The organism is Comamonas testosteroni ATCC 11996, from assembly GCF_000241525.1.
GTDB classification, from domain to species: domain Bacteria; phylum Pseudomonadota; class Gammaproteobacteria; order Burkholderiales; family Burkholderiaceae_C; genus Comamonas; species Comamonas testosteroni.
Map to the genome: position 1 here is coordinate 189,215 of NZ_AHIL01000038.1, position 21,102 is coordinate 210,316.

Here is a 21,102-nt window from a genome sequence, read left to right on the forward strand (position 1 = left end):
GCGCGCAAAAGCACAAGCCCCGCAATTCAAGTTATCGGAACTCGCCTAGGGCAAGCACCGATAAAAGATCCAGCCCTTAGGCTTGACCCATCAGCTCGTCGAAGGAAACGGCCTTGTCGGTCACCTTGGCCTTGCCCAGAACGAACTCGGTGACGTTGTTTTCGATCACAACGGCTTCCACTTCGGCCAGACGGTTGCGGTCGCCGAAGTACCAGCGCACCACGTCTTCGGGCTTCTCGTAGCTGGATGCCAGCTCTTCGACATGAGCCTTGATCTGCTCGGCAGTAGCTTGCAGATTGTTGCTCTTGACCAGCTCGGCCACCACCAGGCCCAGACGCACGCGACGCTCGGCCTGGGGCAAGAAGATGTCTTCGGGGATTTCAGCCTTGGCAGCATCCTTGATGCCGCGCTGTTCCAGCTCGGCGCGCGCGCCTTCCAGCAGACGGCCGACTTCGGCCTGCACGGAAGCCTTGGGCAGATCCAGCTCGGACACGGACACCAGAGCGTCCATCACGGCTTGCTTGTTGCGGCCTTGAACGCGGAACTTCACTTCGCGCTCCAGGTTCTTCTTGATGTCGTCGCGCAGGGCTTCAACGGAGCCGCCTTCCACACCCAGAGTCTTCACGAACTCTTCGTTCACTTCGGGCAGGTTGGGAGCTTCCACCTTCTTGACGGTCACCAGGAAGTCGGCAGTCTTGCCGGCCACATCGGCACCGTGGTAGTCAGCGGGGAAAGCCAGAGGGAAAGTCTTGGACTCGCCAGCCTTCATGCCACGGGTTGCGTCTTCGAATTCCTTGAGCATCTGGCCTTCGCCGACCAAGAACTGGAAGTCTTCAGCCTTGCCGCCGGAGAAAGTCTCGCCGTCGATCTTGCCTTCGAAGTCCACGGTCACGCGATCGCCGTCCACAGCGGCTTCACCGGCAGCGCGCTCGGTGAAGGTGCGACGCTGCTTGCGCAGAATGTCCACGGTCTTGTCGATGGCTGCGTCGTCCACGCTGGTGGTCAGCTTTTCCACTTCGGCAGTGGTCAGGTCACCGATCTTGACTTCGGGCATGACTTCGAACACGGCTTCGAATTGCGCTTCGCCTTCGGCAGCGCCTTCCTTTTCGGTGATCTTGGGCTGACCGGCAACGCGCAGATCGGCTTCGTTCACGGCAGCGGCAAAAGCCTCGCCCACCTTGTCGTTCAGCACTTCGTATTGCACGGAGTAGCCATAACGCTGAGCCACGACGCTCATGGGCACCTTGCCGGGACGGAAACCGTCCATCTTCACCGTGCGCGCCACCTTCTTCAGGCGGGCATCCACTTCGGACTGGATTGCCGACAGGGGCACGCTCAGCGTGATCTTGCGCTCGAGCTTTTCAAGAGTTTCAACGTTAACGGCCATGATTTTTCCTAAGAGGGATGAGGACCGTGCAGATTGACTAACAACCCGCACCGTGTTGCGCAAAGTCACAGTGCGCGCACGCCCGGGGATCCCCAGGAACATGCGGCACCACAAATTTCCAGAGCCTGCCCCGGTCATTTGCCCCAGCGTCTGGCGCCAGGCATTTGTTCAAATCAGGAACAGGCGAAGCCGACCATTATAACGAGGCGCCGCGCAGGCTCCGCCATCGCCTTACAGGGGTTTGCCTTAAAAGCTGACACCGCAGCTGCACAGCAGGGGGAGGAAAAAGAAAAAGCCCGTAACGGCTTGGGGTTACGGGCTTGGGCAGCAGAGAGTGCCTTTATCTGGTGCGCGGAGCCGGACTCGAACCGGCACGGTGTTGCCACCGTCAGGACCTAAACCTGGTGCGTCTACCAATTTCGCCACCCGCGCGGTCAGCAATGCGCAAATCTACGCCTACTGAGGTCAAGACGCAGATTCTAGCCGCAAAATCGGCAGTCTTTCGCACAATCCAGCCTCAGGTAGTGTCCTTTCTGATGCGGAACGCCGCCGCATACATGGCGGGCAAGGCCAGCAGAGTCAGCACGGTCGCCACGATCAGGCCTCCCATGATGGCCACGGCCATAGGCCCCCAGAACACGCTGCGCGACAGCGGAATCATGGCCAGCACGGCTGCTGCCGCCGTCAACACGATGGGACGCAGCCTATGCACGGCCGCCTCCACAATCGCATCCCAAGCCGGTACGCCACGGGCACGCCCGCTTTCGATCTGGTCGATCAGAATCACCGAATTGCGCTGAATCATGCCCATCAAGGCCACGACACCCAGCAGCGCCACAAAGCCGAAAGGGCGATTCAGCAGCAACAAGGCTGCCGCCACACCGGGTATGCCCAAGGGGCCGGTGATAAACACCAGCAGCGATCGGCTGACGCTGCGCAGTTGCAGCATGAGCAATGTGAAGGTCAGAAACAGCAGCACCGGGATACCCGCCACGATGGCGCCGGAGCCCTTGGAGCTTTCTTCCACGGCACCGGCCACCTCGATGCGATAGCCTGTGTCACCAGCTGCATGCCAGCCGGCTTCCATCTTGCGCAGTTGCGGCAACAGCTCGTTGGTCAGCGTGGCGCCCTGCAGGCCCTCACGCACATCGCCTTGAACGGTAATCGCGAAGTTGCGCTTCTCGCGCCACATCACGCCCGGCTCCCAGACCATGGCGGGCTTGGCAATCTGCGTGAGCGGGATCGACTGGCCGTTTGCCGTGGTGACATAGACAGTCGCGATATCGGTAATGGCATCGCGGTCCTGCTTGGGCGGGCGCATCACGATATCGATCAGCTTGTCGCCTTCACGAAACTGCCCCACAGTGGTACCGCTGAAATTCATGCCCGTAGCTTCGGCGATCGACTGGCTGGTCACACCCAGGGCACGCGCCTTGTCCTGGTCAACCTGCAGCCGTATGACCTTGACGGACTCGTTCCAGTTGTCATTCACGCCACGCATATCGGCATTGGCCTGCATGAGCGCCTTGACTTCATCGGCGTAGGTGCGCAGCTTGGCAGGGTCCGAGCCCATCACACGGAACTGCACCGGATATTGCACGGGCGGCCCATTGGGCAACAGCTTGGAACGCGCCCGCACCTCGGGGAATTCCTCGGCCATCAGCGCCGGCAGCTGCTTGCGGATTTCCTCGCGCGCCTTCAGGTCCTTGGTCACCAGAATGAACTGGGAGACGTTGTTCTGCGGAAAAACCTGATCCAGCGGCAGATAGAAGCGCGGCGCTCCGGAGCCTATCCACTCGCTGACGGACTCCACACCATCAAGCTGCAAGAAGCGCTCTTCCACACGCAGCGTCACTTCCTTGTTGGCCTGCAGGGAAGTGCCCTCGGGGAACCATATATCGACCAGCACTTCGGGGCGGCTGGAATCAGGGAAGAACTGCTGCTGCACCTTGCCCATGCCGGCCAGGCCCAGCACGAACACCAGCACCGTCGCGCCAATCGTCAGCCAGCGGTGCTGCACGCACCAGTTCACCGTGCGGCGGAAGCGGTTGTAGAACGGCGTGTCGAACAGCTCATGCTCGCCCACATCGGTGTTGATTCCAGCCTCTTCGGCCGACACCTCTCCGGACGCTACCTCGGGCGGCAGCTTGGCCGCATGCGGCGGCTTCTTGAGCAGCAGCAGGCCCAGATAGGGCACGAAGTACACGGAGGCGAACCAGCTGAGCACCAGGGCAATCACCGTCACCGCGAAGATGGCGAAGGTGTATTCGCCCGTCATGGATTTGGCCATGCCGATGGGCAGAAAGCCGGCAGCCGTGATCAGTGTGCCGGTCAGCATGGGCTTGGAGGTGATCTCATAGGCAAAGGTGGCGGCACGGTACTTGTCGTAGCCTTCCTCCATCTTGCGCACCATCATCTCCACGGCAATGATGGCGTCGTCCACCAGCAGGCCCAGCGCAATGATGAGCGAGCCCAGCGACACCTTGTGCAGACCGATATTCCAGTACCACATGGCCAGGAAGGTCGCGGCGAGCACCAGCGGAATGGTGATGCCCACCACCAGTCCGGGACGCGGGTCGATATACCAGCGCTTCCACAGCGGATGCTGCCCCGGGCGCTTGTGCAGGCCCAGGCTCAGAAAACTCACGGCCAGCACCACGACCACGGCTTCGACCAGCACCTGGAGAAACTCGCTGACCGAATCCGCCACCGCCTTGGGCTGGTTCTGCATATTGCTCAGCGTCACGCCCACGGGCAGGCTTCTGGCGATGCGCTCCGTGGCCTGCGTCAGCGCCTTGCCCAGGGCAATGATGTCTCCGCCCTTGACCATGGACACTCCCAGGGCCACCGTAGGCTCGCCCTGAAAACGCACCATGACATTGGCCGGGTCGGCATAGCCGCGATGCACTTCGGCGATATCGCCCAACCTGAACTGCGCCCCGCCCTGGCCGATGATGGGCATGGCTCGCAATTGCTCCAGGTCGTTGAACTGGCCCTGCACACGCAACACAATGGTTTCGGCTGGCGTCTGCAGGGTACCGGCTGATGCCACGGCATTTTGCTGGTTGAGCTGATCGAGTACCTGCTTGAGGTTCAGCCCCATCTGCGTGGCTTTGTGCGATAGCTCCACATAGACCTTTTCGTCCTGCACGCCGAACTGCTCGACCTTGGCCACATCGGGCACCTGCAGCAGTTGCTGGCGCACATCGTCGGCCAGGGTCTTGAGTTCCGCGTAGCTGAAGCCCTTGGCCTGCAACGCATAGATCACGCCATAGACATCGCCAAAGTCGTCATTAAAAAACGGCCCCTGCACGCCCTGCGGCAGGGTGTAGCGCATATCCCCCACTTTCTTGCGCACCGTATACCAGAGCTGCGGCACCTCCTTGGGGGGAGAGTAGTCCTTGACCTGGAAGATGACTTGCGACTCGCCGGGCTTGGAATAGCTGCTGATCTTGTCGGCATAAGGCACCTCCTGCAGCGTGCGCTCGATCTTGTCCGTCACCTGCTGAGCCACCTGCTCGGCCGTCGCGCCAGGCCAGTAGGTACGAATGACCATGGCCCGGAATGTGAACGGCGGATCCTCGTCCTGCCCCAGCTGGAAAAAGGCCGCAAAGCCCAGCAGCATCAGCACGACGATGAAATAGCGTGTCAGCGCTACATGATCGAGCGCCCAGCGGGAAAGATTGAAATGCGCACCACCGGTCTTTTTGTGTCCAGTGCCGCTCATTTGCCAGCCTCCGCAGCGACTGCAGGCAGAGACGCTCCTGATTCAGGAGCATTCTGCGATTTATCCACCTGCGTTTGGGGCTTATTTGATACAGAGTTTTGTGGCGGCTTGGCGTATTTATCGCGATATACCGTCACCTTCTGGCCCGGGGTCAGCACATGGGCGCCTGTGGCCACCACTTGCATGCCGGGTTGCAGACCCGAGGCAATCACCGCCTCGTTGCCGTCAGCGCTGGCAATCTGCACCGGCTGCAGCTTGACCGAGCTGCTGGCCGCGTCATAGAGCCAGACGGCCGTACTCTGACCGTTACCGCCCTCCTGGCGCAAGGCCGTGGTTGGCAACTTGATGACCTGGCTGCCTATGGCTTCGCGGCTCACGCCCATGCCCTCGGGCATGACATGCACGGTCGCACCCAATGCGGGCAGGTCCGTTCCCTGCAGCGCAGCTTTGACCACATAGGTGCGTGTGGCCGGGTCGGCGCTGGCCGCCACCTCACGCACCTGGGCATTGATCACGCGCGACTCGTCCGACCAGGGGCGCACCTTCACACCCTGGCCCGGCTTGATGGCACTGCGCCGGTCCTCGGGCACGCTGAACACCGCATCGCGCGCGCCATCCTGGGCAATCCGCACCACGGGCGTTCCGGCCGCAACCACCTGACCGGGCTCGGCCTCCACGGCGGTGACAACGCCATCGGCATCGGCCAGCAACTGGGTGTAGTTCTCCTGATTGGACTGACTGGAGAGCTGAGCCCGCGCCTGGTCGAGCGAGGCCTGTGCCGCCTTCAGATTGGCCTCGTAGCGTTCCATCTCAGCGGCGCTGATGAAGTTCTGGGCTCGCAGCGTGCGAAAACGCTTGGCATTGGCCTCGGCCAGATCGCGCTGCGTGGTGGCCGAGGCCAACTGGGCGCGCGCGGCATCGGCACTGAGCTGATAGTCACGAGCATCCAGGCGCGCCAGCACCTGTCCGGCCTTCACATGCTGGCCCAGTTCCACCTCGCGCTTCGTTATCTTGCCCGCCACGCGAAAGCCGAGGCGAGACTCCACACGGGCTCGCACATCGCCCGAATATTCCTGAGCAGATTCGATCTGCCCCTCACCCACGGTCACCAGCTTGACGGCACGCACCGGCTCGGGCGCAGCCTCCTTTTTGGAACAGGCCGACAACATGACAGCAGCCGCCACTATGGACAGCGCAGCCAGGGGCAGGGCAGGCCGGCGCGGCAAAGACAACATTGCAAAACGACGAGAAGACGAAACAGCCATGGTGTTCTGGGCTTGTAAAAATAGGAAAAGCGCAGCCGCCGGGCAGGCCGCTGCACCAAAGTCAGCGCTGATTGTGCACGCACGTGCGCTTTTGCGCCGTCTTTTTATGGGCTGGCGCAAGCCGGCAAGCCCGCCCGGTCCACAATACGGGCGTGAACCATATGCCCCCAGCAAGCCCCGCCGCCAATGCGCCGGCCAGCATCACCCATTACGAAAATTTTCCCGTCGCCTCCTGGCTGTGCCCGCCACGACTGCGTGGCCCCATCGCCGCCATCTATCACTTTGCGCGCACCGCCGACGACCTGGCCGACGAGGGCCAGCACGGCGCCGAGCAGCGCCTCGCACAGCTGCAGCAATATGGCGCCGATCTGCAGCAGCTAGGTAGCGCCGGCGAAGCTGCCATGCTGATGCGAACTTCCTGGCCCCATATCTTTGGCCCGCTGGCAGTCCAGGTCCAGGCCCATGGCCTGCCCAAGCCATTGCTGGCCGACCTGCTCAGCGCCTTCGAGCAGGATGTGCGCATGACGGCCGCCCAGACCCGCTATACCGACATGGCCCAGTTGCTGGATTACTGCCGCCGCTCGGCCAACCCTGTCGGCCGCCTGCTGCTGCACCTGTATGGAGTGGTCAACACCAAGTCACTGATTCAGAGTGACGCCATCTGCACCGCCCTGCAGCTCATTAACTTCTGGCAGGACCTGAGCCAGGACTTGCCGCGCCAGCGCCATTACCTACCGGATGCCGATCTGGCCCGCCACGGCATTGCACGAAGCGCGATCCGGCCGGACGCGGCGGCATTGACGCCCGAACTGCAGTCCCTGCTCGACGAGCTCAACCGCCAGGCCCGCAGCCTGATGAACCATGGTGCGCCGCTGGTGCATCAGCTACCCGGCCGCACGGGCTGGGAACTGCGCCTGGTCGTGCAAGGCGGTCTGCGCATTCTGGACAGACTGGACGCCATGCAGGGGCGCAACCTCTATCAGCGCATCAAACTGGGCAAGCTCGACATGGTCGCCATGCTCTGGCAAGCCGTGCGCATGTGAGCGAATAGATAGCCTCCATCCCCTGATGGACCTACGCAAGGCGCTATGGAATTTGAAGTCTGACCAAGCGCATGCCGCGCATTTCACTGTTGTGTCGGCCAACGGCCCGCGTCATGGGACAATGCTCCCCCTATGAATCCGGATCAGTACGTCCAAGACAAAGCCGCCTCTTCGGGCAGCAGCTTCTATTACGCCTTTCTCTTCTTGCCCAAGGAGCGCCGCGCCGCCATCACGGCTTTCTATGCCTTCTGCCGCGAAGTGGATGACGTGGTCGACGAGGTCACGGACCCCGGCGTGGCAGCCACCAAGCTGGCATGGTGGAAGACCGAGGTGCACAGGGCTTTCACCAGCCAGTCCGCTCATCCCGTGATGCAGGCACTGATGCCCCACGCCAAGACCTATGGCATCGAAGAGCGCCATCTGCAGGCCGTCATTGAAGGCTGCCAGATGGATCTGGATCAGACCCGCTATCTGGACTTTGCCGGTCTGCAGCGCTACTGCCATCTGGTTGCCGGCGTGGTCGGCGAAGTCGCTGCCCGCATCTTCGGCCAGACCGAGGAGCGCACCACAGAATACGCTCACACCCTGGGCCAGGCCCTGCAGTTGACCAACATCATCCGCGACGTGGGCGAAGACGCCATGCGCGGCCGTATCTACCTGCCCATCAGCGAGCTGCAGCAGTTCGACGTCAAGGCCCACGAGATCAACAAGCGTGAGTACTCGGAACGCTTCACGGCCCTGATGCGCTTTCAGGCCGAGCGTGCCCACAACCTGTATGACAAGGCACTGGACCTGCTGCCCGATGCCGATCGCCACGCACAAAAGCCCGGTCTGATGATGGCGAGCATCTATCGCACCCTGCTGCGCGAGATCGAGTCCGAGAACTTCCAGGTGCTGCACCAGCGCATCAGCCTCACGCCGCTGCGCAAGTTCTGGTTGGTCTGGAAGATGCAGGCACTGGGCCGCATGTAAGCGCGCCATGCAAGTTGCCATCATCGGTGGCGGCTGGGCCGGCATGGCTGCCGCAGTACAGCTTTCGCTAGTCGGCCATCAGCCCACGGTTTTCGAGGCCGGCCGCCAGCTCGGTGGCCGGGCTCGCAATCTGGATCTGCCGGGCGGCACCTTGGCCGACAACGGCCAGCATATTCTGATCGGCGCCTATGCCGAATGCCTGCGGCTCATGCACATCGTGGGCGTAGCGCCGGAACAAGCCCTGCTGCGCAGGCCCCTGGCCATGCGCCATGCCGATGGCAGCGGCCTGAGCTTTCCCGAGCTGCCCGCGCCTCTCGACGCCCTGGTCGGAATTGCCAGCGCCAGCGGCTGGTCGCTGCGCGAACGTGCCGCCCTGTTGGGCCGTGCCCTGCGCTGGCGTGTCCAGGGCTTTCGATGCGCAGATGCTGCAACCGTTGCCGATATCTGCAGCGGTCTACCAAATCTCCTGCTCGACGAATTCATCGAGCCGCTTTGCGTGTCGGCCCTCAATCTGCCGGCCGCACAGGCCAGCGGCAGAATCTTCTTGCGCGTGCTGCATGACGCACTGTTCGCAGGCACGGGCGGCTCCCATTTTCTGCTGCCGCGCTGCGGACTCGGCGATCTGTTTCCGAATCCGGCCGCGCAATGGCTGCAAGACCGGGGGCATGCCGTGCATACGGCGAGCCGGATTCAGGAGCTGATCCCCCAAGGCCAGCAATGGCTGCTGCGCAGCTCCCAAGCGGCACTCGAGCCGGCACTGGAACAAGCGCGTTTTGATGCCGTGCTGCTGGCTTGCCCACCTCAGGAGGCAACCCGCCTTGCGCTGCTGGCTGCCGAAGACCTGCGCCTGCCCGCCCGCGACGGCGTGCATTACCAGCACTGGGCACAGAGCGCACAGGCCCTGGAGCACACAGCCATTGCCACGGTCTATGCGCGCAGCAGCCATCGCCTCGCGCCCGCGCTGCCCTGGCTTGCATTGCGACCCGACGCCCAGGCTCCGGCTCAGTTCGTGTTCGACCGCGGTCATCTGCAGCCCTCCGATGGCGCCCAGCAAGGTCTGATGGCGTTTGTCATCAGCGACTGCCGCACAGACCGCGAGACCCTGGAGCGGCTTGTGCTGGAACAAGCCCGGCAACAACTGGGCTGGCGGGACATTCAAGCTGTGCTGACCGTGGTTGAAAAGCGCGCCACATTTGCCTGCAGGCCCAACGTGAAGCGCCCAGGCACGGAGCTAGGCCATGGCCTCTGGGCTTGCGGCGACTATGTGAGCGGGCCCTACCCGGCGACGCTGGAAGGTGCGGTGCGTTGCGGGATTACGGCAGCCGACGAGCTGGTCCGCAAGGACTAGAACTAAGCTGCTCTAGAGCAAACCCTATCAGCACAATCCTGATGCCCGGATCGCGCTGCCGCAGGCGGTTTGACAGCGATTTGACAGCCACAGTTGCAACCATGGCCTGAGAGGCAATCTCTCAGCCACATAAAGCCAAAAGCAACGGAGACAACATGGCATCCACATTCGACAAGTCCACTCGCGAAATTCTGAGCATCTCGCGCCGCCATCTGCTGACCGGCGCCGGAGCCCTGGCCTGCAGCAGCCTGCTGCCCGGCATGGCCCGCGCTGCCGATGACAGCTGGCCCAACCGCCCGATTCGCTTCGTCGTGCCGTTTGCGCCCGGTGGCAGCTCTGAAATCGTGGCCCGCTCCACCGCCGCAGAGCTGTCCAGGACCATCGGCCAGAACGTATTCGTGGACAACAAGCCCGGCGCCGCGGGCAATATCGCCATGCAGGAAGTGGCTCGAGCCGATGACCAGAGCACCGTCATCCTTGGCCATATCGGCACGCTGGCCGTCAACCCCTATATTTTTGACAAGCTGCCCTGGGATCCGAAAAAGGACTTTGTTCCCGTGAGCCTGCTGGCCAAGGTGCCCAGCCTCTATGTGGTGCACCCCGATCTGCCCGTCAAGAACATTGCCGATCTGGTGGTCTATGCCAAGAAGAATCCGGGCAAGCTCAGCTACGGCTCGGCCGGCAACGGCAGCGCAGGACATCTGGCATTCGAATATCTGAAGATGACGGCCGACATCTTCATGCTCCACGTGCCTTATCGCGGCACCGGCCCCATGATGACCGACCTGCTATCGGGTCGTCTTGATGCGGCCTCTGTCGGAGCCGCCGCGCTGCTGCCCTTCATCAAGGCCGGCAAGGTGCGCTGCATCGCAACCGGCTCGACCAAGCGCCTGCCACAACTGCCTGATGTGCCTACGGTGGCCGAGCAGGGCTTTCCAGGCTTCGAGATGACTCAGTGGTACGGAATGCTGGCCCCTTCCAGTCTGCCCCGCGCCCATGTGGACAAGCTGGCCGCAGAATGCGCCAAGGCCGTCAAGGCACCCGATGCGCTCAAGCGCCTGCAGGGCGACGCCGCCGAACCCATTGGCAGTACGCCAGAGCAGTTTGCCCAATTCATCAGCATCGAGCAGAACCGCTGGCAAAAAGTGCTCAAGCGCGCGCAGGTGAAACCGGGTTGAGCGCCCGAGGCGCCAAAGGCCTTCCCTCTTTCTCGTCGCAGGAGGGAAGATCTGCTCGGGCCTTTGGGCCTGGCTGCGGGGCAGGGTTCAGTGGCTCTCTATCCACCACTGGATGATGATTTTGGCGATATAGCCAACAAAGCCCACGCCCAAACCCAGGCAAATCACAAAGGTGCCGAACTTGCCTGCCTTGGACTGACGCGCCAACTGCAGGATGATGAACACCATGAACAAGATGAAGGCGCCCACGCCCCAGGTCAGGAAAAAGTGGGCAATCTGCTCTTCCGTATAACCGAATATCACGACAACCAGGTCCTTACAGCCCTTGCCAGGCCCTGGTCGCGCAGCGCTCAGACGGCAGGCACCATCGCGTCATCCCTGGCGGGGAATGCAGAAGCATCCACCAGGTCCCGATAGGCATGCCAGCTGGCATGGCCCAGCAGGGGCATCACAACCACCAGCCCCAGCAAATAGCTACCAAGGCCCAGCAAGGTCAACATCACAATCAGCGCCGCCCACAAGGCCATAGGGCCCGGGTTGGCCAGCACCACGGACCAACTGGTCAACACGGCCTGGCGCACGGTCACTCGCCTGTCCAGCATCAGCGGCATGGCCACCACGCTGGACGCAAAAATCGGAGCAGCCAGAAAGCTGCCCAAAGCCATCCATTGCACAAACAGCTGACCATCCCTGGCCAGCACCACATGCGCAATGAAATCCTGCAGGGTCTGCACGCGCACGGGCGACATCACGGTGATCAGCGATGCTGAAATCAGCACCCAGCCCGTGGCGGCCAGCGCCAGCAAGGCGCCAAACCGAACCATGCACCAGTACCCTCCCCGGCCCGTGGCATGGCAGCTCTGCCACTGCGTCCAGGTGCGGCGGATCAGACCCCAGTCTGCCACCTCACCGCGCTCGATGGCCCGGCTGATGGCATACAGGCTGGTGGCAACCAGCGGCCCCACCACCAGAAAGCCCGACAAGGCTCCTGCCATCAACCAGAAGCGATTGTGCCCCAGGGTCAGGATTGCCGCACCGATCAGGATCAAGGCCAGACCATGCGCCAGACTGATTAACGGAGCGTTAGAAATGTCCTGCAAGGCTCTGGACAGCCACACCAGAGGCCGGCTCCAGGCAATGGTTCGCACAGGTGCCAGCGGTGGCGGCGTGAGAAGGCAGGCAGGCAGACAGGTAGGCATAGGCGGTCCTTCTTCGCTGACCCGCAAAGCTCCCGCTCGTTCCGGTCAACGATCTGCCAGCCCCTGACACAACTGCCAAAGGCTGGCGACTGTGACGTGGGGTTCAGGACCCACGCAAGGCCATGCTACCTGTCCGCGGTTGAGCCAGACTGCGTGCATACCCGCATCCATGGCGCCCCGGGCATCCAGCTCCGCATCGTCGCCGATGTGCAGCACATGCTCGGGGGCGACGCCGGCCGCATCCGCTGCGGCCTGAAAAAAACGCGTCTCGGGCTTGGCCATGCCCGCTCCGCTGGCAGACAGCGAGGCGCGAAAATGCTTGCCTATACCCACCACATGCACATTCGCATTGCCATTGGACAGGGCCACCACCGGCCAGCGCTGCGACAGAAACTGCAGCGCCGGCAAGGCATCGTCAAACAGCTCGACCCGCTGGCGAGCGGCAAAAAACTCGTCAAAGGCCGGTTCGGCCAGGGCAGGATCATCGCCGGCCCGGGTCAGCGCCAGCCGGATGGACTCCCGGCGCAGGCCGCTGAGGTCTGCTTTCAGATCCGGGCGCAGTGCCACGATTTCGTGGCGCAAGGCGCGCACCTTGTCCGTATCGCCCAGGTGCTCGGCCGTACCGGGAGCATGCTGCGCAAGCCACTGCAGCAAAACGGCCTCTGCCTTCGCAATCGTGGGCCAGATGGGCCAGAGCGTGTCGTCCAGATCCAGACTGATGGCGCGAATCTGGCCGCTATGGCGCAAGCGCTGAAGGGTTTCAATGGCGGGGGCTGTAGTGTCTTGGGATTGCATGCCCCGAAGAATAGCGGCCCGGCTAATGCCGCAGAGCGGCTGCGCCTATCCGATTAGCTGACACAATTGCGCCATGCCATCACGCTTTGCGCCCGAACCCCGCTTCCGTCACGATCAATCCGCACGCACCGGCATCCTGCTGTGCAATCTGGGCACGCCGGCCGCCCCCACGGCTGCGGCAGTGCGCCCTTATCTGGCGGAGTTTCTCGGTGACGATCGTGTGGTCGAGATTCCCAAGCTCGCCTGGTGGCCGATTCTGCACGGCATCATCCTGCGCACCCGTCCGGCCAAGTCGGCCGCCAAGTACGCCACCGTCTGGCATGAAAAGGATGGCTCCCCGCTGCTGCACTGGACCACGCGCCAAGCCACCTTGCTGCGCGGCTGGCTGGGCGAGCGCGGCCACAATGTGCTGGTGCTGCCGGCCATGCGCTATGGCACGCCGTCCATTGCGGCCCAGCTGGATGCACTCAAGAAAGACGGCGCGACGCGCATCCTGATTCTGCCGCTGTACCCCCAGTACTCAGGCACGACCACGGCCAGCGTGTTCGACGCCGTCTACGACTGGGCCAGAACCCAGCGCCATATTCCCGAGCTGCGTTTTGTCAACCGCTACCACGACGATGCCGGCTACATCGAAGCACTGGCGCAGCGCATAGAAGCCCACTGGCGCGGCCACGGCCGCGGGGAAAAGCTGGTCATGAGCTTTCATGGAGTGCCAGAACGCACCCTGCATCTGGGCGACCCCTATCACTGCGAATCGCACAAGACGGCACGCCTGCTGGCCGAGCGGCTCAAGCTCGCCAGCGACCAGTATCTGGTGTCCTTTCAGTCGCGCTTTGGCAAGGCCAAATGGCTGGAGCCCTATACCGAGCCCTCGCTGATTGCCATGGCCCAGGCCGGCACCCGGCGCGTCGACGTGGTCTGCCCCGGCTTTACCAGCGATTGCCTGGAGACGCTGGAGGAAATCAAGCAGGAGGCACGCGAAGCCTTTATGCATGCAGGCGGCCAGCAGTTCGAGTACATAGACTGCCTCAACGACAGCGCACCCTGGATCACCGCGCTCAGCGATATTGCCCAGCAGCATATGCAAGGCTGGCCCACCGGGCGCGAGGAGGATGCCGAGCTCAAGGCCCGTGCCCAGCGTGCCAAGGCGGCGGGCGCGCCCCAGTAAGCGGTCGCGGCCACCCAGCGAACTGGCACGGCATATGCTGCCTCCGGCAGCATGCATATTCACGCCCGCTCCATTCGCTATTTCGACATGATTCGCCGTTGCGGCTCCATACGCGAGGCCGCACGACATCTGCATGTAGCTTCGTCGGCAGTCAACCGCCAGTTGCTGCAGCTTGAGGACGAAATCGGCAGCCCGCTGTTCGAGCGCCTGAGCTCGGGCCTGCGGCTCACGGCCGCTGGCGAAGTGTTTTCGCGCCATGTGATCACGGTGCTGCAGGACGAGCACCGCCTCAGCACCGAACTGGAGCTGCTGCGCGGCGTGCGTCGCGGCTCGGTCAGCGTGGCCGCCGTGGAAGGTCTGAACGCCGACCTGATGCCGGCCGTGCTCACGCAGATGCACAGGCGCTATCCCACGATTCAGATTCATGTGCGCACCTGCGGCTCCCAGCAGGCAGCACAGGCCGTGATTCAGGGCGATGCGGACGTGGGCATAGGCTTCTCGGTCAAGCGCCACGACAATCTGCGCCAATGCACCATGGGCCGCTTTGCGCTGGGGGCCATCGTGCCGCCCAAGCACCCGATTGCCCAGCTGGAGCGCGTGGACTTTGCGCAATGCGCAACCTTTCCTCTGATTCTGCCCACGCCCGAACTCTCCATGCACGACTTGCTGCAACCCTTGCTGGCGCACCACAAGCGTGCATTGCAGGTATTGCTGGAAACCTCGTCCATCGAACTGGCCAAGAGTCTTGCCGAACGCGGCGTGGGCATTTTCTTCCAGAGCCGCCTGGGGCTGGAGCGCGAGCTGCGCGAAGGCCGGCTGGTCCATGTACCGCTGGATACCCCCACCACGCTGTACTCCGAACTCGGCGTCTATGTGCGTGCAGGACGCACGCTGCCATCGGCACTCGACGCCTTCAACCGCATCGCGGCCGATGCCATAGAAAGCCGCGAGGACGAGGAAAGTGCCGCCCTGCGTGAATGGGTGGCGCGCACGCAGACCGCCGCTGCGACGGCTTCCGCCAGGAGCTGAGCTCGCCCTTGCCTATGCCTGCACCGGCATTGTGCGCATCGCTTCTCGAGAATGCACCAATGCCGTGCAGCGCTTTACCCATAAGCGATTGGCGCTCACATTTTTAGATCACCCCGCAGCAAAAGCTGCGCTATCCAGCACGGACTGCGCTTTCTAAACTGACTCCAGTTCTTCAGTTTCTGGACGCCATTTGTGAGCACCTCTGCCCTCCCCCTCATCGACATCAGCGGCCTGCGCAGCCATGACCCTGTGGATCAGCACCTGGTGGCCGAGCAGCTGCGCCAGGCTTGCGAGCAGCGCGGCTTCTTCTATATCACCGGCCATGGCATAGACCCGGCGCTGATCAGCAGCCTGTTTGCCGCCAGCCAGCGCTTCTTTGACCTGCCCATGACCGAAAAGCTGGCCGTGGACAAAAAGCTCTCCCGCTGCAATCGCGGCTATGAGCCGCTGCGCGCCCAGACGCTGGAGAGCGGCGCACCGCCTGATCTCAAGGAAAGCTTTTACGCCGGTGCCGAGGTCGCGGCCAACGATGCGCGCGTGCTGGCCGGCCGCTTCAATACCGGCCCCAACCAATGGCCCGAAACCCTGCCCGACTTCCGCGCCGTGATGCAGAACTATTACCAGGCCGCCTACAGCCTGGGCGCGACCATTGTGCGCGGCCTGGCCTTGTCCCTGGGCGTGCCGGTCAGCCACTTCGACGGCTATCTCAAGGAGGCCGCCGCGACCCTGCGCCTGCTGCATTACCCACCCCAGCCCGCCAACCCTGAACCCGGCGAGAAAGGCTGCGGCGAGCACACGGACTTCGGCGGCGTGACCTTGCTGCTGCAGGACGAGGCAGGCGGCCTGCAGGTCTGGGACAAGGATCTCGGCAGCTGGATCGACGCGCCCCCCGTGCCCGGCGCCTTCGTCGTCAACATCGGCGATCTGTTCGCGCGCTGGACCAATGACCGCTATGTCTCCACCTTGCACCGGGTCATCAATGTCTCGGGTCGCGAACGCTATTCCGTGCCCTTTTTCTTCACGGGCAACCCGCTGCACAAGGTGGAATGCATTCCCACCTGCCTGGACGAGGGCGAGCAGCCCAGATACCCGGCCGTCACGGTGGAGCAGCACCAGATCGAATGCTATCGCCGCACCTACGGTTGACGGAGGCCACGATGACAAGCTCGCGCAATATGGTGCTGATCCACGGGGCCTGGCAAGGCAGCTGGTCTTTTGCGGCCTGGACGCCGCTGCTGCAGGCCCGAGGCTGGAAGGTGCTTGCCGTCAATCTGCCGGGCAACGATGCCGCCGCCGAAGACGACAGCTGCGCCAATCTCGACGGCTACACCGCCCATGTGCTGCGCGTGCTGGAGTCGCTGGACGGCCCTGCCGTGGTGGTCGGTCACAGCGGTGGCGGCATGACGGCGTCTCAGGTCGCCCAGGCCGCCCCCGAGCGGGTCAGCGCCCTGGTCTATCTGGCCGGAATGATGCTGCCCAGCGGCATGAGCTATGGCGATGTGATTGCGCAATGCCGCGCTGCCGATCCGGGCTTTGACTACCAGGGCATAGGCCCGCATCTGGCCTGGAACGAGCAGCGCAATGCCAGCAGCGTGCCGCTGGAAGCCGCCATGGCCTTGTTCCTGCATGACTGCCCTCCGACCGCAGCACTCAAGGCGGCCAGCCGTCTCTGCGTCCAGCCCGAATCGGGCCGGGCCATGGTGAACCGGCTCAGCGCCGAGTGTTTTGGCCGGGTGCCACGTATCTATGTGGAATGTCGTCAGGACCGCTCCGTGACGCTGCCGCTGCAGCAGCGCATGCAGCAGCTCACGCCGGGCGCCAGACGCATCAGCCTCGATTGCGGCCATGTGCCCCAACTGGCCTGCCCCGAGGCCCTGAGCGATGCCTTGCTGCCAGTTCTAGATGAAATTCAATCGAAGCCGTTTATGAGCTTGCGCATGCCGCTCATCAATGTATAGCAAGTAATTACCCAAAAACTCGCATTCTTCAGGAGTTATTCATGACGCGCCCCACGACCTACTTCAAACGCTCCGCCCTTTTCGCCATGCTCGTCGCCTGTGGCGCAGTGGCCCAGGCAGCCGACAAGCTCACGGTACAGCTCGACTGGCTGCCCGGCGGCGACAAGTCCTTTGTCTATGCCGGCGTGCAGCAGGGCTTTTTCAAGGACGAAGGCCTGGACGTGAAGATCGTTCCCGGCCGGGGCTCGGCCGATGCCGTGACCAAGGTGGCCTCTGGCTCCGCCGATGTGGGTTTTGGCGGCATCTCGGCGCTGATGATGGCCGCAGCCGAAGGCAGGATTCCCGTCAAGGCCGTGATGTCGCTGTATTCCAAACAGCCCGATGCACTGTTCACGCGCGCCGACAGCAAGATCAGGAACCTGAAGGACATGGAAGGCAAGACGGTGGCCATGCCCACCTTCTCCTCATCGAATGCCCTGTGGCCCATCGTGCTGCAGAAGAACGGCGTGGACGCCAGCAAGATCAAGGTCATCAAGTCGGACCCGGCCACGCTGGCTCCCATGCTGGCCCAGGGCCGCGTGGACGCGACCATCAACTGGGTGACCGTGGCTCCAGCCTTCGGCGCCGTGCTCAAACAGGCCAGCTGGGAACTATCGGTCCTGCCCTGGACGCAGTTCGGTCTGGACGGCTATGGCTGGTCCGTCATGGCCAGCGACAAGACCATCAAAGAACGTCCCGAAGTGCTCAAGCGCTACGTGCGGGCACTGGGCAAGTCGCTGGAGTTCTCCATCCAGAACCCGCAAAAGGCGGCCGAGTCGCTGAAGGCCCTGGTGCCCGAAGCCGACACTGCCGTGGTCAAGGCCGAATTTGAAGCCTCCATCCCGCTGCTCAGGAACGAGATCAGCCAGCGCGACGGCCTTGGCAAATTCGAGCCCCGGCTGCTGGCTGCCACCTGGGGCTGGGTGGCCCAGTCCATGAGTTACGACCTCAAGAAGGTCGACCCGGAAACGCTGGTGGATCGCCGCTTTCTGAGCCAGTAAACCCCATGCGAGGGCGGCGCAGCGCCGCCCTCACGCCCTTGTTCTTTCCTTGATCGCCTGCCATGCAATACGTAATCGATCTGAACGCGGTCACCCAGACCTTTGTCTCCAGCGATGGCAGCCCTGTCACGGCCCTGCAAGGCGTGGACCTGCATCTGCGCCGCCACGAATTCGTCTCCCTGATCGGCCCATCGGGCTGCGGCAAGTCCACCATATTGCGCCTGATTGCGGGCCTGATCCGCCCCAGCAGCGGCGAGGTACGCATCTTCGATCTGCCCGTGACCGAACCACGCGACGAGATCGGCATGGTGTTCCAAAAGCCGACGCTGCTGCCCTGGCTCTCGGTGCTGGACAACATCACCTTCCCCATGCGCCACAAATACGGCCATGTGGAAATGAAGGAGGAGGCCCGCGCCCAGCAGCTGCTGGAGATGATCGGTCTCAGGGACTTCGGCCACAAGCGGCCCCACGAACTCTCGGGCGGCATGCAGCAGCGCGTCGCGATTGCACGCTCCTTGCTGCATGACCCGGACATCCTGCTGATGGACGAGCCCTTTTCGGCGCTGGATGCACTCACACGCGACGAAATGAGCCTGGAGCTGCTGCGCATCTGGAACGAGCGCCCCAAGACCGTGGTCTTTGTGACCCACTCCATCCAGGAGGCCTTGCTGCTGTCCGACCGCATCGTGGTCATGAGCGCCCGCCCGGGCCGTGTGGCCGACATCATCGATGTGCCGCTGGCACGCCCGCGCAGCATGGCCACCCTGGCCGATCCCGTGTTCACCGAAATGGCCAACGAGATTCGTCTCCAGGTCTTCAGCAAACACCCCGCACACGCCTGAAGATCTTCCCGCAGCCCCAAGAGCCCCCTATGTCTGCCCTCCTACAACGCCATGCTTCGCTGCTGGTATTCCTCGCCGTCCTGCTGTTCTGGGAGTGCGCCTGCCGCCTGGCGCATATCCCGGAGTACATTTTTCCCGCTCCCAGCCTGATCTGGCGCTCTGCTGCCGAGATGGGGCTGCAGCGCTGGCTGGAGCATGTCACGGCCACCCTGCAGGTCGCGCTCATAGGCTATGCGCTGGCGATCGCACTGGCCATTCCTCTGGCCATCGCCATCACGCGATCGCAGCTGCTCTCGAAAATCATCATGCCCTGGCTGGTGGTGATCCAGTCCACCCCCATCGTGGCCGTCGCACCCATCATCGTCGTCACTCTGGGTGCAGGCCTGCTGCCCCGCGTGGTCATCACCACGCTGATTGCCTTTTTCCCGCTGGTGGTTTCCACGGCCCTGGGCCTGGCCTCGGTGCCCGCAGAGCTGGTGGAGCTGTCGCGCTCGCTGCGCGCCACCACCAGCCGCCAGTACTGGCAGATTCGCATGCCGTTTGCCGTGCCCTATGTGTTTTCGGCCCTCAAGGTCTCCATCACGCTGGCCATTGTGGGCGCCGTGGTCGCCGAGTTCGTGGCTGCGGAAAAAGGCCTGGGCTATCTGATTCTGTTTGCCACCTCCTCCTTCAAGGTACCCGTGGCCTTTGCCGCACTGGCACTGCTGGTGCTGTGCAGCCTGCTGCTCTATGGTGGCGTGCAGCAGTTGCACAAGCGCCTCTTTCCCTGGAGCCAGAGCACTCCAGCCTGATCAACACAAGGACCGCCACCATGACAGACCAAAACTTCCCCCCTCAGGGCCTGACGCCCTCTGCGGAACAAATCCAGCGCAATCTGCGTCGCGCGCAGACCGTGGCCCAGCGCGCCACGCAAATGGGCCACCACCCCTTCGGCGCCGTGCTGGTGGGCCCCGACCAGGAGACCGTGCTCATGGAGCAGTGCAATATCGACACCGTCAACCACGCGGAATCGACCCTGGCGCGCATGGCGGCCACCAATTACACGGCCGAGTTTCTGTGGGGCTGCACGCTCTACACCAATGTAGAGCCCTGCTGCATGTGCGCCGGTACGGCCTACTGGGCCAATATCGGTCGCATCGTGTTCGGCATGACCGAGCACCGCCTGCTGAAATGCACTGGCAGCCATGGCGAGAACCCGACCATGAGCGTCTCGTCGCGCTATGTCTTCGACCATTGCCAGAAGGCCGTGGAGCTGATCGGCCCCGTGCCCGAGATGGAGGCCGAGATCGCCGCCCAGCAGCAAGCCTTCTGGGCGCAGCGCTGAGAACCACGCCAGCAGGAGGCTGCCATGCTGCTCACCCATCCCTCGTCACCCCAGGCCGCGCAGGCCCTGGCCCGCAAGCTCGGCAATGCCGCCTGCTTCATCGCCGGGGGCACGCTGCTGCAGCAGTCATGGGCAGAGCCTCGTCTGGCGCCATCGGCCACGCATTTCATCAATGTGATGCACTGGCCCGAGATGCAGCAGATCAGCCTCGGCCCGCAATATCTGCACATCGGTGCAGGCATGCGGCTGGAGGCCGTCCGCCGTCACCCCTGGGTGCAGCAGCACGCGCCCGTGCTCGTCCAGGCCCTGGCTCAGCTAGGGGCCATGGGAATACGCCGCCTGGGAACCCTGGGCGGCAATATAGGCTGGGGCGAAGGCGACTGCTGCCCGGTATTGCTGGCCATGGATGCGCAGGTCGAGTTGACGGACGGCAACCTGCAGTCGCTGGCGCAGACGCTCAAGCTCATGGACCGGCCGCTGATGCTGTCGTTCCTGCTGCCGCGCAGCGATGTGACGGAGCCCCGGCCACTGGTGTTCGAGAAGGTCGGCTATCGCGCGGCATTCTCCCCCGCACGCCTGCGCATGGCCTTGCGCTGGAGCGATGCACAAAAGCGCCTGAACCTGGACCGCATTGCAGCGGCGGCCCCGGGCATAGGCGTGCACCGCCTGCAAGCCACGGAAAAGCTGCTGAGCTATGCGCAGGAGCTGCAGATCCGCCCCTCCCTCGACGATATACGTACCACCTGCGAGCAAAGCCTGCCTCCCGATCTGGCCCGGATTGCCAGCCGCCTGATTGCCGGACATTGCGGGCTGCTGGCCTGAAC

19 protein-coding genes and 1 tRNA gene are annotated in these 21,102 nt (G+C 63.3%); 13 read left to right on the forward strand and 7 right to left on the reverse strand.

Features of this window, described 5'->3' with window-relative positions; all coding sequences use genetic code 11:
• Positions 1–76: 76 nt before the first annotated feature.
• The 4 genes from tig to CTATCC11996_RS17135 form a co-directional block, all read right to left on the reverse strand.
• Complete coding sequence (gene tig, locus CTATCC11996_RS17120) at positions 77–1,387, reverse strand: trigger factor (RefSeq protein ID WP_003078448.1); 1,311 nt, start codon at positions 1,385–1,387, stop codon at positions 77–79.
• 345 nt (positions 1,388–1,732) lie between these two features.
• A tRNA-Leu gene (locus CTATCC11996_RS17125) sits at positions 1,733–1,819 on the reverse strand.
• 85 nt (positions 1,820–1,904) lie between these two features.
• A complete protein-coding gene (locus CTATCC11996_RS17130; protein WP_003078449.1) occupies positions 1,905–5,114 on the reverse strand; it encodes an efflux RND transporter permease subunit in 3,210 nt (1,069 codons plus the stop codon).
• A complete protein-coding gene (locus CTATCC11996_RS17135) occupies positions 5,111–6,349 on the reverse strand; it encodes an efflux RND transporter periplasmic adaptor subunit (protein WP_034349501.1) in 1,239 nt (412 codons plus the stop codon). The genes CTATCC11996_RS17130 and CTATCC11996_RS17135 overlap by 4 nt, the downstream gene beginning before the upstream one ends.
• A gap of 191 nt (positions 6,350–6,540) precedes the next feature.
• Here CTATCC11996_RS17135 and hpnC point away from each other — a divergent pair, with 191 nt between their 5' ends.
• From hpnC to CTATCC11996_RS17155, 4 genes are all read left to right on the forward strand, one after another.
• A complete protein-coding gene (gene hpnC / locus CTATCC11996_RS17140; protein ID WP_003078451.1) occupies positions 6,541–7,422 on the forward strand; it encodes a squalene synthase HpnC in 882 nt (293 codons plus the stop codon).
• Between the two features lie 132 nt (positions 7,423–7,554).
• Positions 7,555–8,394 (forward strand): presqualene diphosphate synthase HpnD, encoded by an 840-nt coding sequence (hpnD, locus tag CTATCC11996_RS17145; RefSeq protein ID WP_003078452.1) that lies wholly within the window; start codon positions 7,555–7,557, stop codon positions 8,392–8,394.
• Between the two features lie 7 nt (positions 8,395–8,401).
• A complete protein-coding gene (gene hpnE, locus CTATCC11996_RS17150; RefSeq protein ID WP_003078453.1) occupies positions 8,402–9,742 on the forward strand; it encodes a hydroxysqualene dehydroxylase HpnE in 1,341 nt (446 codons plus the stop codon).
• 155 nt (positions 9,743–9,897) lie between these two features.
• On the forward strand, positions 9,898–10,920 hold the full coding sequence (locus tag CTATCC11996_RS17155) for a Bug family tripartite tricarboxylate transporter substrate binding protein (protein WP_003078454.1): 1,023 nt from the start codon (positions 9,898–9,900) through the stop codon (positions 10,918–10,920).
• A gap of 87 nt (positions 10,921–11,007) precedes the next feature.
• Here CTATCC11996_RS17155 and CTATCC11996_RS17160 read toward each other — a convergent pair whose 3' ends face one another.
• Genes CTATCC11996_RS17160 through CTATCC11996_RS17170 form a run of 3 tightly spaced genes read right to left on the reverse strand, consistent with a single transcriptional unit; the run spans position 11,008 to position 12,914 of the window.
• Positions 11,008–11,223 carry a DUF2788 domain-containing protein gene (locus CTATCC11996_RS17160; RefSeq protein ID WP_003078455.1) on the reverse strand — a complete coding sequence of 72 codons (216 nt, stop codon included), beginning with the start codon at positions 11,221–11,223 and terminating at the stop codon, positions 11,008–11,010.
• A gap of 47 nt (positions 11,224–11,270) precedes the next feature.
• Positions 11,271–12,119 (reverse strand): DUF2189 domain-containing protein, encoded by an 849-nt coding sequence (locus tag CTATCC11996_RS17165; protein ID WP_003078456.1) that lies wholly within the window; start codon positions 12,117–12,119, stop codon positions 11,271–11,273.
• Between the two features lie 45 nt (positions 12,120–12,164).
• Positions 12,165–12,914, reverse strand: coding sequence for an HAD family hydrolase (locus CTATCC11996_RS17170; protein ID WP_080569890.1), 750 nt, complete (start codon positions 12,912–12,914; stop codon positions 12,165–12,167).
• Between the two features lie 73 nt (positions 12,915–12,987).
• Between CTATCC11996_RS17170 and hemH the strand changes: the two genes are divergently transcribed.
• From hemH to CTATCC11996_RS17215, 9 genes are all read left to right on the forward strand, one after another.
• Complete coding sequence (hemH, locus tag CTATCC11996_RS17175) at positions 12,988–14,085, forward strand: ferrochelatase (RefSeq protein ID WP_003078458.1); 1,098 nt, start codon at positions 12,988–12,990, stop codon at positions 14,083–14,085.
• A 51-nt stretch (positions 14,086–14,136) separates the two neighbouring features.
• On the forward strand, positions 14,137–15,114 hold the full coding sequence (locus tag CTATCC11996_RS17180; RefSeq protein WP_003078459.1) for a LysR family transcriptional regulator: 978 nt from the start codon (positions 14,137–14,139) through the stop codon (positions 15,112–15,114).
• Positions 15,115–15,306: 192 nt separating this feature from the next.
• Entirely contained in the window at positions 15,307–16,260 is a 954-nt protein-coding gene (locus CTATCC11996_RS17185; protein WP_003078460.1) for an isopenicillin N synthase family dioxygenase, read from the forward strand.
• A gap of 11 nt (positions 16,261–16,271) precedes the next feature.
• Entirely contained in the window at positions 16,272–17,072 is an 801-nt protein-coding gene (locus CTATCC11996_RS17190; RefSeq protein ID WP_003078461.1) for an alpha/beta fold hydrolase, read from the forward strand.
• A 41-nt stretch (positions 17,073–17,113) separates the two neighbouring features.
• Positions 17,114–18,112: an ABC transporter substrate-binding protein gene (locus CTATCC11996_RS17195; RefSeq protein ID WP_003078462.1), complete on the forward strand. Its 999-nt coding sequence runs from the start codon at positions 17,114–17,116 to the stop codon at positions 18,110–18,112.
• Positions 18,113–18,174: 62 nt separating this feature from the next.
• Entirely contained in the window at positions 18,175–18,954 is a 780-nt protein-coding gene (locus CTATCC11996_RS17200; RefSeq protein ID WP_003078463.1) for an ABC transporter ATP-binding protein, read from the forward strand.
• Between the two features lie 29 nt (positions 18,955–18,983).
• On the forward strand, positions 18,984–19,745 hold the full coding sequence (locus tag CTATCC11996_RS17205) for an ABC transporter permease (protein WP_003078464.1): 762 nt from the start codon (positions 18,984–18,986) through the stop codon (positions 19,743–19,745).
• A gap of 20 nt (positions 19,746–19,765) precedes the next feature.
• Positions 19,766–20,278, forward strand: coding sequence for a nucleoside deaminase (locus CTATCC11996_RS17210; protein WP_003078465.1), 513 nt, complete (start codon positions 19,766–19,768; stop codon positions 20,276–20,278).
• A gap of 24 nt (positions 20,279–20,302) precedes the next feature.
• Complete coding sequence (locus CTATCC11996_RS17215; RefSeq protein ID WP_003078467.1) at positions 20,303–21,100, forward strand: FAD binding domain-containing protein; 798 nt, start codon at positions 20,303–20,305, stop codon at positions 21,098–21,100.
• Positions 21,101–21,102 lie beyond the last annotated feature (2 nt).